Origin of the sequence: Geobacillus thermocatenulatus, assembly GCF_002217655.1 — a bacterium.
In the GTDB taxonomy this organism is placed as follows: domain Bacteria; phylum Bacillota; class Bacilli; order Bacillales; family Anoxybacillaceae; genus Geobacillus; species Geobacillus thermocatenulatus.
In genome coordinates this window covers 1,202,338-1,215,038 of the sequence record NZ_NEWK01000002.1, presented here as the reverse complement: position 1 = coordinate 1,215,038, position 12,701 = coordinate 1,202,338, and the positions used below count along the sequence as shown (strand labels likewise).

Sequence of the window (12,701 nt, the reverse complement as noted above, 5' to 3'; positions counted from 1 at the left end):
GGCATGTGTCCTTGGGACGTGCAGAGGAGAGCAAGTCGAATGAAATGGATAAGGTGACAGGCGAGCTGGTCAAGCGATTTCCCGGCAAGGTGTCCCCGGCTTCGCAGGCGGCGAGGCGATGGAAAGAAGGGAGAATGGGATGGTTGAATTGTCGGAGCGAATCGCCGCGGCGGATGTGTTGCGTGGATTCGCCTTGCTCGGCATTTTGCTTGTCAACATCCGTTATGTTTCCTCGCCAGCGTTATACGACGAAAGCGTCAGGGGCGGTGCTTTTGACCGAGTTTTGGCCGCGGTCGTCGACGTGTTGTTTGAAGCGAGCGCCTATCCGTTGTTTGCGTTTTTATTCGGGTTCGGGGCGATGACCATGTTCCGCCGGATCAGCAGCCGCGGAAAGCGGCCGATTCCGATTCTGTTGCGCCGCTTCCTTTTTTTGATTGGGATTGGCGCTGTCCATGCGTTTGGCCTTTGGTTTGGCGATATTTTAATCCCCTATGCGGTCGCCGGATTCATCATGCTTTTCTTTTTCGCCGCCCCGCCGCGCTGGTGGTGGACGGCGGCTGTTGCTGTCTTTTTTCTTTTTCATGGCCTCATGGCGCTGCTAATGGCCCTCAGCATGTGGACAGGAGGAACGGAAACAGTTGGCGGCCACGAGGCTGAGGCGGCCGCAGCGGTTCGTCATTATCAAAGCGGAACGTTTGGCGATGTGTTTTGGCAACGTTGGCATGACTGGGCCTATGTCAACAGCGATGGCGGGCTGCTGTTTACGGTGTTGACCGTATTGCCCTTTTGTTTACTCGGCGGCTATGCCTCTTGCGAACGTTGGCTTGAACCCGACTGTCACTCGCCCGCCAAGCTGCGCCGCCTGATGAAGTGGGCGCTATGTTTTGGTTTAGCGCTGAAAACCATTCCGTATTGGGCTGGGGTCAACGACTTGACGATGTACATCCAAAACAGCTTTGGAGGCGCCGCATTGGCGGTGTTCTACGTGGCTGCTGCCGTGTTCGTCTGCGGGAAACGAAGTTGGCAGCGCGCTTGGCGGTGGTGGCAAGACGTTGGCAAAATGTCGCTCACCCATTACCTCGCGCAATCGCTCGTTTGCACGTCGCTGTTTTATGGTTATGGGCTTGGGTGGTATGGACGCACAAGCGCATGGCAGGAGATGTTGATTGCGTTTGCCTTGTATGCAACTCAAGTGTGGATAAGCCGCTTTTGGTTTGCGCGTTTTCATTATGGCCCGGTTGAGTGGATGTGGAGGTGGGGGACATACGGAACGCGGCCGCCGTTTCGCCGCCGGCCGGGGCAATAAAAACCCCCGTTTACTGGACGGACGGGAAAGGCGATTCCAACATTCTCGTGTGCTGCAAATATTGGTTGATCAATTGGTCAAGCTCTTGGCTGCATTCGATCGTCTCTTTGGCCGTGAATCCATACGTGAGCGCCAATTCGATCATTTGTTGTCGTTTTTCTTCAATTTGCAACAGAACCATTTCCTTCACCATCAATTCGTTTGAAATGTTGGTTAGGGTATGCCGTTTCGATGCAAGACGTTTGTTGCATGACGAAAGTCGCAATCGACTCCCTAGTGGAAACTAAACATTATTATACATATCAAGACGAAAAAAGGAAGCGATTCGGGAAAATAAGTGATAAATTTCCTGATTTAGACAAAATTCTACAAAAACAGGACTTTTTCGCCTTGATGGAGAATATCATCCTCAACGCGCCAAAATGGCGAAGGTGGGCGGAAGAGAAGAGTTCACGAAGCGTCCGCTGCATAACAAAGAAAGGGAGAGAGACACGATGAAACTGATCACCGCACTTTGCGATGGCGAAACGTTTGTCGGAGCCGTGCCGCAAGGGGACGACCGGGCGGTTCATTTGCGCCGCGCCGAACGGGCGATGGATGGAACGGAGACGATGCCGACGACGATGCTTGAAGCGATTGCCCAAGGGGAGGGGTTTCTCGTACGGGCGCAAAAAGTGGTTGACTGGGCGCTAGGCCATCCGACGCCGGAGTACGTTTATCGCCTCGACGATGTCCGTCTTTTGGCCCCGATCCCACGGCCGGCGAAAAACATTTTTTGCATCGGCAAAAACTATGTTGATCACGCACTGGAGCTCGGTGGCGCCGATGTGCCGGAGCATTTGATCGTCTTCACGAAAGCGCCGACAACGGTCATCGGCCATGAGGAAACGATTTTGCGCCATGCCGATGTCACGGATGAAATGGACTATGAAGGGGAGTTGGCGGTGGTCATCGGCAAACAAGGGCGGGCGATCCGCCGCGAAGACGCGCTTCATTACGTATTTGGATACACGATCATCAACGATGTGACAGCGAGAGATTTGCAGGAGCGGCACCAACAATATTTTCTAGGCAAAAGTTTGGATACATTTTGCCCGATGGGGCCATGGATCGTGCCGAGTCGGTTTGTGCCGAATCCAAACAATTTGCGCATCGAGACGCGGGTCAACGGCGAAGTGCGCCAGCACGCGAGCACGAAACAGTTGATTTTTTCCATTGAATCGATCATCGAGACGATCTCAAAAGGCATTACGCTTGAGCCGGGCGACATCATCGCTACAGGAACGCCGGCTGGAGTCGGCAAAGGGATGAACCCTCCGCGCTTTTTGCAGACGGGTGATGTCATTGAGGTGACGGTGGAAGGCATCGGCACGTTGCGCAACAAAGTGGGAGAGTAAACGGCGAAAGTGAGGAAGTTCCCATTGATGTTCGAAAGGCGTCCTCTTGAAAGAAAGGGCGTCTTTCGTTTTCGTGAAGTTTGTCAATCGTCCGCCCGCCGTGCTATGATGGGAAGGAACAAGGAATGGTTGGAGGGATGGACGTTGACGCATGCCCATATTACGAGCTGGCTCATCACGATTGTTTTGTTTTTCCTTGCGGTGTCGATGGAGCGGCAAGGGGCGGGCAAAGCCAAGATCGTGCAAATGGTGTTGCGGCTGTTTTACATTCTCACGATCGCGACGGGGGGGCTTTTGCTGCATAGCATTGCTTCGATATCTGCGCTTTATTGGCTAAAAGCGCTTGCCGGGCTGTGGGTGATCGGAGCGATGGAAATGGTTTTAGCAGCTGTAAAAAAAGGAAAAAGCGCAGCGGCAGGATGGACGCAATGGGTCATTGCCCTTGTGGTGACGCTGTTCCTCGGCCTGCTGCTGCCGCTTGGTTTTGACTTATTCTAAAGCGAAGCGGCAGCCTTCTATTGGTTGCCGCTTTTGTCGAAGGCGAAAATATGATATGGTAAAACAAACAATGTTTTTTGAATTTTTCGACCTTGTTGGTCAGCGGGAGGGGGCATGATCGTTTATGCGTTGGTTCAGCTGCCGCCGTGCCGAGGAGTTGGATCGTCTGTTCAGTGATCATTGTTCTTCCTTGGACGAGCCGCAGTTTATCCAAATCGCCGGCCGTGATGTGGGTGAAGTGGATCGAATGGTTGCTGAACTGGCCCGCCGTTGGCCGCGCGCCCATATGATCGGAATGGCAGGGCTGCTGCCAATGGCCGGTGGGCGAGATATTGCCGTTGGCATCGCGTCGATGCTGTCCTCCACCGTTTCATCGCTGGCGCTTCCGGCCGAGGAGTTTGATCGCCCGGACGAATTGGCGGAGCTCATTGCAGGGGCAGTCATTCACCGGGATACGGCGTTGCTTCTTCTATTTTCTGACCGCCGTTTTGTTTTGCCGTCCCTGCTTCGCCGCTTGCCGCTTGCCAATGAACGGATGGTCATGGTCAGCTGTGCGCTTCCTGAGGGCAGTGTGTTGTTTTCGTCCGACGGACGAATTGTGAGCGGGGGCATGGCCGTTTCATTCAGTGGAACTGCGCTTCGCAGCCACTGTATGGCCCCGTTTTTATGGGAGCCGGTCGGACGATCCTTCTCCATTACGAAAAGCAGCGGCCAACAAATTGATGAGCTTGATGGACAAAAGCCGTCATGGTATTTGGAACGATATTTAGGCAAAGAATTTATGGACCGTCTGCCGCTTTCCGGAGTGGAATTCCCGTTTCTTATCGAACGAAACGGGCGCGATGTCTGCCTGCCGATTGTCGCTCTCCATTCAGACGGTTCCGTTGCCGTAAGAGGTCACGTCCATGATGGGGAAAAGGTTCGTTTTTCCTATGTTCATGCCCCGTCCCTTTACTGGAGCGCGCGCGACGCCGCCATGCATGCGGCCAAGCAATCGGCTGAGGGGATGTTCTTTTACTACAGCGCGGCGCTCAGTGGGTATACGCGCCCGCTATTTGACGGTGTTGTGTCTGCTTTTGGACAGGCTGCATTCTTTCCGGCTGTCGAAGTATTCGTGAAAGACGCACATACAGCTACAGCGATGCGGACGGCTGCGTTTGCCGCTGTGTCGCTGACGGAAACAGCGGCATCAGCGGAGAACAGTTTGTCGTCGCCATTGCCGGCGCCGCCGGAAGGAATCATGACGCTCGCCCAGCTCATGTCAACATCGTCCCGCGACATGGAGCGGCTGCACGTCCGCCTGCAAATGTCGGAGCAACGCTACAAATCGTTGTTTGAGCATAACACGGACATTGTCTATTCCACAGATTTGCACGGCCGTTTGACAAGCGTCAATCCTGCCTTTGAACAAGTGCTCGGTTACAAAAAGGAAGAGATTTTGTATACGAATTCGCTCAAGTATATTCATCCGAATGATATTCCCCGCGTCACCCGCTATTTTTACCGAGCGCTGCGGGGGAATATCCAAACGTATAATTTGGAGATTCCGACGAAATCGGGAGAGCGGCTTTTGTTTCAAATGAAAAACATTCCCATCATTGTGGATGGCAAAAAGGTCGGCATTTACGGAATTGGACGCAACATTACCGAGCAAAAAAAGGCGGAAGAGAAAATCTCTTATTTAGCATATTACGACATCGATACGAACTTGCCCAACCGGACAAAGTGGATGGAATTGTTTTCCGAACAGCTGGATAAAGCCAAGCAGAAGCAGCGAACGATAGCGGTTGCTTTGATTGATTTAGACCGGTTTAAATGGATTAACGACAGCGTCGGCCATTACGCCGGAGATGACATTTTGCGCCAGCTTGTCGAGCGCATTCGCCGCGTCTTGCCGCCTAGTGCGGAGCTTGGTCGATTTCATGGCGACAAGTTTTGCTTGCTTTTTCCGCTCAAAACAGAGGTCCAGGCGGCGACGGAAGCGGCGCTCCGCATCGTGCGCGAAGTGGCGCGGCCGATTGTGTACGACGGAAAGGAATTTTTCGTTACGGCAAGCGTTGGTCTAGCGATGTTTCCAGATGACGGAGAGGACGAACATGCGCTGCTTCGGCACGCCGATATGGCGGTCAATATGGCGAAAAAAGGCGGCGGCAACCGGGTGGAGCGCTACTGTGCGCAAATGAACGAAGAAGCGATGCATCGGATGGAAATGGGTGGCCATCTGCGCAGAGCCATTGAAGAGAACGAACTGTTTCTTTGTTATCAACCGATTGTGGATGTACATACTCGTGCAGTAAAAGCAATGGAAGCGTTAATCCGTTGGCGCCACCCGAAGCTTGGGCTTGTACGGCCGGATGAATTCATCCCTTTGGCGGAAGAGACCGGGTTGATTCATGAGATTGGGCGATGGGTGTTGAAAACCGCCTGCAAACAAGCGAAGCGATGGCAGGAGATGACAGGGAATGACCAACTTGCGATTTTTGTCAATGTATCCGCTGTTCAGTTTCAGCATGAGCGGTTTGTGGATGATGTCAAACGAGCGCTTCGGCAGTCGCGTCTGTCGCCGTCGTGTCTGCATCTTGAACTGACCGAACATTCGATGCTCCGTTATTTATCCAACACGCTGCGAACGATGGATGAACTCAGGAAGCTTGGCGTCGGCATCGCCGTCGATGATTTCGGCAGCGGATATTCCTCGTTCCATTATTTAAAGAGGTTGCCAGCGACAATATTGAAAATTGACCGTGCCTTTATTGAACAATTGCATGCCAATGCTTCCGATGAGGCGATTGTCAGGGCGATGATTACGATGGGGCGCGGATTGGGGCTTGAGACGATCGCCGAAGGGGTGGAAACGCCGGAACAGCTCAACCGGCTTCGCGATTTGCAATGCACGTATGCCCAAGGGTATGGGATTTGTCCTCCGCTTTTGGCTGAAGAAGTAACGCTGTATGTGACCGAGAAGCAACCATGATCCCCCGCCCGGCGTTGATTGGCGGCGGGGGAGTCGATGTTTTTTTCATAAAATGTATTTCAGTGCAATATCGAGAAAGAGAAAATGTTGGCGTCACGCCGTTGATTTCACCAGTGGTTCCGCTCAGCCAATTTGGGCGCAAATCGTCCGCTCCCCGCTGTTTAGCGTAATTTCAAAACGATCGCTCGGTGTCTGTCCGCGTTCGTAATAGTGATGGACGCTGGCGATTTGTTTCGTGTTGTCATAAATCATGAAATTCACGCCAGACGATTTGGCAAACAATAGGCCGTTGTAGCAATATAAGCAGTCATACAGCGAGAACCCGAGGCTGTTCAGCCATTGAACAAACTGGAAAAAGGTTGAATCCGAAAGGGCGGCAAGCCATTGCTGATAGGCATACGTCAGCCGTTTGCGGAAACGGATGCGATCGCCGTTTTCGAGGGGAAAGACGCCAAGATCCGTGGCGACCGCGCCCTGATCCTGCCATTGCCCGGACAGCCAATGCCCGCAGTGAAACCATTCAATCCCTTGCTCGGCCATTTCTTCTACTAAAGAGGCTTCCTCTTCTTCGTCGTCGAAAAAGATCCATTCATCGTTGACGAGCTCCACTGTCCCATACACATACGCCCGCGGCTGTTCCACAATGCGTTGCAGTCGTTCCTCGATGTTCAATATTTCTCATCCTCCTTGTACTCCTCTGTTTTTCCATTTTTTTGCTGATTTATTCATGCGGTGACCGACGTCGGACAATTCATCGAAATGACGGGGGGTGCATAAAATGGAATCATGCCGACGTGGAGAACCATCGTGAATCAAAGGGGCGATCGCTGGAAACGATCGTGAAAAAAGAACGGACGAAATGATGGAAACGGGTGAGAACTTGCCATCTTTGATAAAAGAAAGGATTGGTTTGTATGTGTGGCATTACTGGCTGGGTCCATTTTGGGCGCAATTTGCGCCGCGAGCGGACGGTCATTGACAGCATGACAGAGACGCTCGCCAAACGTGGACCGGATGATACAAATACGTGGCTGGACACTCATGTCGCCTTCGGCCATAAACGGCTTGTCGTCGTGGATCCGGCTGGCGGCAAACAACCGATGGTCCGGCAAAAAAACGGACATCGTTATACGATCGTCTATAACGGCGAGCTGTATAATACGGAAGACATTCGCAAGGAACTGTTGCGCCAAGGCTATCGATTTGATGGTCATTCCGATACAGAAGTGTTGCTTGCCGCATATATGGAATGGAAGGAGAAATGCGTGGATTGGCTCAACGGCATTTTTGCCTTCGCCGTTTGGGATGAGGAGCGCGAGCTGTTATTTATGGCGCGCGACCGGCTCGGAGTAAAGCCTTTGTTTTATCGAGAAGATGGCGGGGGGTTGCTGTTTGGCTCGGAAGTGAAAGCCATTTTGACCCATCCCGATGTAAAGGCAGAAGTCAATTATGAAGGATTGGCGGAAGTATTCGGACTTGGGCCGTCGCGCACGCCGGGGCACGGCGTGTTTTGTGGTGTTCAGGAGCTGCGTCCAGCGCACGCGTTGACTTTCTCTCGCAGCGGGCTTCGCATTTGGCGATATTGGAATGTCGAAAGCGACGTCCATCGCGATTCATTCGAGGAAACGGTCGAAAAGCTGCGCTTTCTATTGACGGATGCGGTCACGCGCCAACTCGTTTCCGATGTACCGGTTTGCACCTTCCTTTCTGGTGGGGTCGACTCGAGCGCCATTACGGCGATTGCTGCCAATGCCTTCGCGGCAGCTGGAAAAGGGCCGCTGCACACCTACTCGATCGATTATGAAGGGAACGACCAGTATTTCAAAGCCAACGATTTTCAACCAAACACGGATGCGCCCTTTATCGAACAGGTGTCAAACCAATTTCAAACGGTTCATCATCGCTGCGTGATCACGCAAGAGGAACTGTTCCGCCATTTGCATGAAGCCGTCATCGTCCGCGACGTTCCGGGCATGGCCGATGTGGATTCTTCGCTTCTTTGGTTTTGCAAACAAATTCGCGAACGGTTTGTCGTCAGCTTATCAGGGGAGTGCGCCGATGAAATTTTCGGCGGCTATCCATGGTTCCATCGGCCGGACGATTTGGCGCGGAAAGGATTCCCATGGATGCGCTCGATTGAGGCGCGCATCGGATTGTTAAAGGAAGAATGGCGGCAAAAGCTCCGACTCGATGATTATGTGCAAATGCGTTATGAACAAACGCTTGCGGAAGTGCCGCGTCTCGAGGGGGAAAGCGCCGAGGATGCGAAGCGGCGTGAGCTGTTTTACTTAAATATGATTTGGTTTATGACGACACTGCTTGACCGAAAAGACCGGATGAGCATGGGAGCAAGCTTGGAAGTGCGTGTGCCGTTCGCTGACCATCGCATTGTCGAATACGTTTGGAACATTCCATGGGATATGAAAATGTATGGAGGACGAGAAAAAGGCCTTTTGCGAAAAGCGCTCGAGGGATTGCTTCCCGAAGAGGTGCTCTACCGGAAAAAAAGCCCCTATCCGAAAACGCACCATCCTCTATATACGAAACTTGTCAAGCAATGGCTTGAGCAGTTGCTCCATGACCGCTCTTCGGTTTTGCACGAGTTTTTCGACCGGGAAAAATTGTTGGCGCTCATTGAAACAGAAGGGAAGTCGTTCCAAGTGCCGTGGTTTGGGCAGCTGATGACCGGTCCACAGTTGCTCGCTTACCTTGGCCAAGTGCACGTTTGGTTTGATCATTACGGCATTCGCATTAAAGAATAAGAGCTGCGCCTACGCGCAGCTCTTATTCGATTTGGCGGCGCTACGCCATTTTTGCTTGTGGCACCATCGTTTTTTTCATCCAGACGCGCGACCGCCAGCGCCAAAGCATCAACAGTCCGCGCATCCATTCGTCGGCGATGAACGACAGCCAAATGCCGACGAGGCTAAATCCGAGGGCGATGCCAAATACGTAAGCGATGGTCACGCCGACGCCCCACATCGACAAAATGCCCATATAGACAGGGAATTGCACATCGCCAGCGGCACGAAGCGAGCTGATAATCACTAAAGTGAACTACCCACCACCTACGCTTCGCTTAGAGGTGGGGGCTTCAAGCGACTTGTGTGTGTTCGCCGAATGGTAAGCCACACACAAGAACCCTTTACGCTTCCCTTCGTTCCGAAGGTGTCCGTTCTAGCCATATTCTATCATACTCGTTGGCTAACGCCAACCGACATTCATCTCCCACTTTCACTTCGTTTAGAAGTGGGAGACTTCTTTCGGAAAGATGTTAAAGCGATGATTTGGTTCGCCACACCGACGGCAGCAACCGCGTGATCTGAATACTGGCTGAGCATCAGTGTATCGGCGTTGCCCATCACCATATAGAGCAACGTTTCAATAAAAATTGGCCACGTCAAGGAAAACAGTGACCGCGTTTTGGCCTCACGGCGCATGTTGAGACAACTCCTTTTTCTTATTCCGACTTGAACGATATATTCAGTTTAGCTAGTTTGTTGCATAATGGAAAGAGAAAGAAGCGATTTTGCTTGCACATTTCCGACAAAAGAGGGGAGAGGCCGATGGATACGGTCACATTTTCCATGCCGCCGTTGCCGGTGTTCATCAAAGGGGCAGAAAGTGTATTTCTGGAAGGAAAGAAGCATTTCCGCCGCACATTTTCCGTCTTTGATTTGCTTTACGTGAAACGAGGCTGTTTGTATATGACAGAAAACGGGCGCGAGTTTGCGGTTGGCAGTGGCCACTATTTGTTGTTGATCCCGGGGAGGGAACATTACGGACACCGCCCATGCGAAGAACGGACGGAGCTGGTTTGGCTTCATTATTTTGCTGCCAGACTTTGCGGTCGTTTCCGATTGCGGTGTCAGCCGGCAGATAGTGATCGAAAAGGAGGCGACATACACCGAGCCGATCCAATACCGGCTCTCCATACGTCAATATGGCGAAGTCAAGCAGCGCGAGCGGGTGGAACAGCTGCTAAGTCAAATCGTGGAACAAAGCATTCGGCGGGATATCGATCAGCCGCTCCGGCAGCTGCTGTTGTTCATTGAATTCCTTTGGCACTTGCAAAAACAAGAGCTTTCCGTCCCGAGTGCGTCTGAACAGATCAGCGCCGCGGTGGTTGCGTATATCGAGAAACATTTCAGCGAGCCGATTACACTGGACATGCTCGCGCAGGAGCTCCGATTCCACCCCGACTACATCACCCGCTGCATGCAAAAAACGATGGGCATGGGATTTAGCCGCTACTTGGCGCATTATCGGCTGTCAAAGGCAAAGCAATGGTTGGCGGAGACGAACGAGACGATTGAGGCGATCGCCAAGCGGGTTGGCATTGACGATGGCGCCTACTTTTCGCGCCTGTTTAAAAAGGTGGAAGGAATCACGCCGACTGAATATCGGCGCATGGCGCGGCGTAATTGACCTCCTTCTATGCCGGTGGTATAGATGGGGACGGTCAGCAAAAGATCAAACCGGTGCAGTTTGTCCGTTGCACCGGTCGCCTTTCCTGTATTTGCGCTCATCCATCGTTTGTCGCGGCGCCGCCTTACCAGCTTTCGATCGCGTAAAGCACGAACCCGTACGGCGGCAAGGAGACGCAAAGTGTTTCCGCCTCTGCAGCGAACCGCTCCCCTGTCAGAAGGTTGACCAGCCATTTTCCACGCGCATCGATTGGCATGGGAATTTCTGCTGCTTCGTTGCTCCGGTTGATGATGATCATGACCGTTTCATTGCCATCCGTTTTTTCATAAACAAGATGGTTCGCTTCATCATCGGCGGCGAGAAAAGCAACATCGCCGCGTCGAAGCGCCCGATATTGCTTGCGAAGAGCGATCAGTTGCTTGACATGTTCATACAGTTCTTTGTTTTGCTTCTCTGGATCCCACACCATACATTTCCGGCATTCCGGATCGTTTCCGCCCGTCATGCCGATCTCATCGCCATAATAAATGCATGGCGAACCAGTGAACGTGAGCTGGAACAAAAACAACAACTTCGCTTTGCGGACGTCGCCGCCGCAAATCGTGAGCAGCCTTGGTGTATCATGGCTGCCAAGCAAGTTGAATGCCGCTTCGTTCACATGTTTCGGATACGAATGAAGGAGCCGAACCATGATATCGGCAAACTGGCGGGCGCTGATTTCCTCTTTCGCGAAAAAGCGAAGCGCCCCGTCCGTGAACGGGTAGTTCATGACGGCGTCAAACTGGTCGCCGCGCAACCAAGGCATGGCATCATGCCAAATCTCGCCGAGAATGTACACATCGGGCTTTAGTGCTTTCACCGCCTGACGGAATTCTCGCCAAAACTCGTGGTCAATCTCATTGGCAACATCAAGACGCCAGCCGTCAATGTCAAACTCGCGAATCCAGTATGTCGCGACATCAAGCAAGTAGCGCTTCACTTCCGGATGAGCGGTGTTGAGTTTCGGCATTTGCGGCACGAACGCAAACGTGTCGTAATTCGGGCGCGGCTCCGTTTGGAGCGGAAACTCGCGAATATGGAACCAATCTTTATACCGAGACGCTGCACCGTTTTTTAACACATCTTGAAACGGGGCAAACTCATAGCCGCAATGATTGAAGACTGCATCGAGCATGACGCGGATCCCTTTTTCATGGCAGTGCTTGACAAGTGTTTTCAACGTCTCTTTGTCCCCAAAGTGCGGGTCGATTTCAAAATAATCAGCGGTGTCGTATTTATGATTCGAAGGCGCACGGAAAATCGGCGTCAAGTAAATGCCGGTGATGCCGAGATCAGCCAAATAGTCAAGGTGATCGATGATTCCTTGCAAGTCGCCGCCAAAAAAGCTCGTCGGCGTCGGGTCCTCGCTTCCCCACGGCCGCGCTCCTTTCGGACTGATGGCCGGGTTGCCGTTGGCAAACCGCTCGGGGAAAATTTGATACCATACGGTGTCTTTTACCCAGTCCGGCGCTTGGAATAGGTCGACCCGATGAAGAAAGGGGAAGCAAAAGTAGTAAGCGGTGTCGTCGCTCGGAGCTTCATGGTAAAATCCTTTTTCCGTATAGACCAGTTTCTCGTCCCCAGCTCGAAGCACAAACCCATAGCGCAGCCGCCGATATGGCGGTTTGACCTCGGCGAACCAATAGTCAAACAACCCGTCGCTTCCTGTTTTCCGCATCGGCATCGTTTGAAACTGCCAGGCGCCATCGTGCCATTCGTACGGATCGCCAAAAAGCAGCTCGACGTGGTCGACATCATGTTTCTTTGTTTGAAGCCGGAGATGGAGCGTCTCGCTGTCATAAGCATAAGCGAAGTTGTCGGTTGAGCGGTGGTGGATGGCTTCTTTCCTCATTTTCTTTTTCCTCCTTTGTTATCCGAAGCAATCGTTTGCATTCATGACTCGTTATAATAAAAAGTACGTTAAGAGAAAAGAAAAGTCAAATTTTATAGAAAAAAGGCTTGTAAAATGAAAAATAGGCGTTATAATGGAGATGAGTGGTGCAATCGTTTTCATAGAAAGGGTTGAAATTTATTTGTGCAAACGTTTGCTTTGTGATTG

The 12,701-nt window shown here is 52.1% G+C and carries 9 protein-coding genes and 2 pseudogenes; 6 read left to right on the top strand and 5 right to left on the bottom strand.

The window, feature by feature from the left end:
* Positions 1 to 139 precede the first annotated feature (139 nt).
* Positions 140 to 1,306 carry a DUF418 domain-containing protein gene (locus tag B9L19_RS15080; RefSeq protein WP_047752157.1) on the top strand — a complete coding sequence of 389 codons (1,167 nt, stop codon included), beginning with the start codon at positions 140 to 142 and terminating at the stop codon, positions 1,304 to 1,306.
* A 10-nt stretch (positions 1,307 to 1,316) separates the two neighbouring features.
* Here B9L19_RS15080 and B9L19_RS15075 read toward each other — a convergent pair whose 3' ends face one another.
* Positions 1,317 to 1,487 (bottom strand): aspartyl-phosphate phosphatase Spo0E family protein, encoded by a 171-nt coding sequence (locus B9L19_RS15075; protein ID WP_025950972.1) that lies wholly within the window; start codon positions 1,485 to 1,487, stop codon positions 1,317 to 1,319.
* A gap of 313 nt (positions 1,488 to 1,800) precedes the next feature.
* On the opposite strand from B9L19_RS15075, the gene B9L19_RS15065 reads away from it, so the two are divergent.
* The 3 genes from B9L19_RS15065 to B9L19_RS15055 all read left to right on the top strand — a co-directional run bounded on the left by B9L19_RS15065 (position 1,801) and on the right by B9L19_RS15055 (position 6,175).
* Positions 1,801 to 2,703 (top strand): fumarylacetoacetate hydrolase family protein, encoded by a 903-nt coding sequence (locus tag B9L19_RS15065; RefSeq protein ID WP_047752155.1) that lies wholly within the window; start codon positions 1,801 to 1,803, stop codon positions 2,701 to 2,703.
* 144 nt (positions 2,704 to 2,847) lie between these two features.
* On the top strand, positions 2,848 to 3,201 hold the full coding sequence (locus B9L19_RS15060; protein ID WP_025950975.1) for a YisL family protein: 354 nt from the start codon (positions 2,848 to 2,850) through the stop codon (positions 3,199 to 3,201).
* Positions 3,202 to 3,325: 124 nt separating this feature from the next.
* Positions 3,326 to 6,175: an EAL domain-containing protein gene (locus B9L19_RS15055; RefSeq protein ID WP_047752154.1), complete on the top strand. Its 2,850-nt coding sequence runs from the start codon at positions 3,326 to 3,328 to the stop codon at positions 6,173 to 6,175.
* Positions 6,176 to 6,298: 123 nt separating this feature from the next.
* Here the strand turns inward: B9L19_RS15055 and B9L19_RS15050 are convergent, their stop codons facing one another.
* Entirely contained in the window at positions 6,299 to 6,847 is a 549-nt protein-coding gene (locus B9L19_RS15050) for a DUF2777 domain-containing protein (protein WP_047752153.1), read from the bottom strand.
* A gap of 242 nt (positions 6,848 to 7,089) precedes the next feature.
* Between B9L19_RS15050 and asnB the strand changes: the two genes are divergently transcribed.
* On the top strand, positions 7,090 to 8,937 hold the full coding sequence (gene asnB, locus B9L19_RS15040) for an asparagine synthase (glutamine-hydrolyzing) (RefSeq protein ID WP_033024352.1): 1,848 nt from the start codon (positions 7,090 to 7,092) through the stop codon (positions 8,935 to 8,937).
* 40 nt (positions 8,938 to 8,977) lie between these two features.
* On the opposite strand, the pseudogene B9L19_RS15035 reads toward asnB, so the two are convergent.
* Positions 8,978 to 9,232: pseudogene (locus tag B9L19_RS15035) on the bottom strand (MATE family efflux transporter); the annotation flags it as partial.
* Between the two features lie 164 nt (positions 9,233 to 9,396).
* Positions 9,397 to 9,615, bottom strand: a complete 219-nt coding sequence (locus B9L19_RS15025; protein WP_025950980.1) for an MATE family efflux transporter — start codon at positions 9,613 to 9,615, stop codon at positions 9,397 to 9,399.
* A 126-nt stretch (positions 9,616 to 9,741) separates the two neighbouring features.
* On the opposite strand from B9L19_RS15025, the pseudogene B9L19_RS15020 reads away from it, so the two are divergent.
* Positions 9,742 to 10,603: pseudogene (locus B9L19_RS15020) on the top strand (helix-turn-helix transcriptional regulator).
* Positions 10,604 to 10,727: 124 nt separating this feature from the next.
* Here the strand turns inward: B9L19_RS15020 and B9L19_RS15015 are convergent.
* Positions 10,728 to 12,494, bottom strand: a complete 1,767-nt coding sequence (locus tag B9L19_RS15015; protein WP_047752152.1) for an alpha-glycosidase — start codon at positions 12,492 to 12,494, stop codon at positions 10,728 to 10,730.
* Positions 12,495 to 12,701: the final 207 nt, after the last annotated feature.

Coding starts and splice junctions, on each gene's coding strand:
- B9L19_RS15080 (WP_047752157.1), top strand. CDS start 140: ATGGTTGAATTGTCGGAGCGAATCGCCGCGGCGGATGTGTTGCGTGGA.
- B9L19_RS15075 (WP_025950972.1), bottom strand. CDS start 1,487: ATGGTTCTGTTGCAAATTGAAGAAAAACGACAACAAATGATCGAATTG.
- B9L19_RS15065 (WP_047752155.1), top strand. CDS start 1,801: ATGAAACTGATCACCGCACTTTGCGATGGCGAAACGTTTGTCGGAGCC.
- B9L19_RS15055 (WP_047752154.1), top strand. CDS start 3,326: ATGCGTTGGTTCAGCTGCCGCCGTGCCGAGGAGTTGGATCGTCTGTTC.
- asnB (WP_033024352.1), top strand. CDS start 7,090: ATGTGTGGCATTACTGGCTGGGTCCATTTTGGGCGCAATTTGCGCCGC.
- B9L19_RS15025 (WP_025950980.1), bottom strand. CDS start 9,615: ATGCGCCGTGAGGCCAAAACGCGGTCACTGTTTTCCTTGACGTGGCCA.
- B9L19_RS15015 (WP_047752152.1), bottom strand. CDS start 12,494: ATGAGGAAAGAAGCCATCCACCACCGCTCAACCGACAACTTCGCTTAT.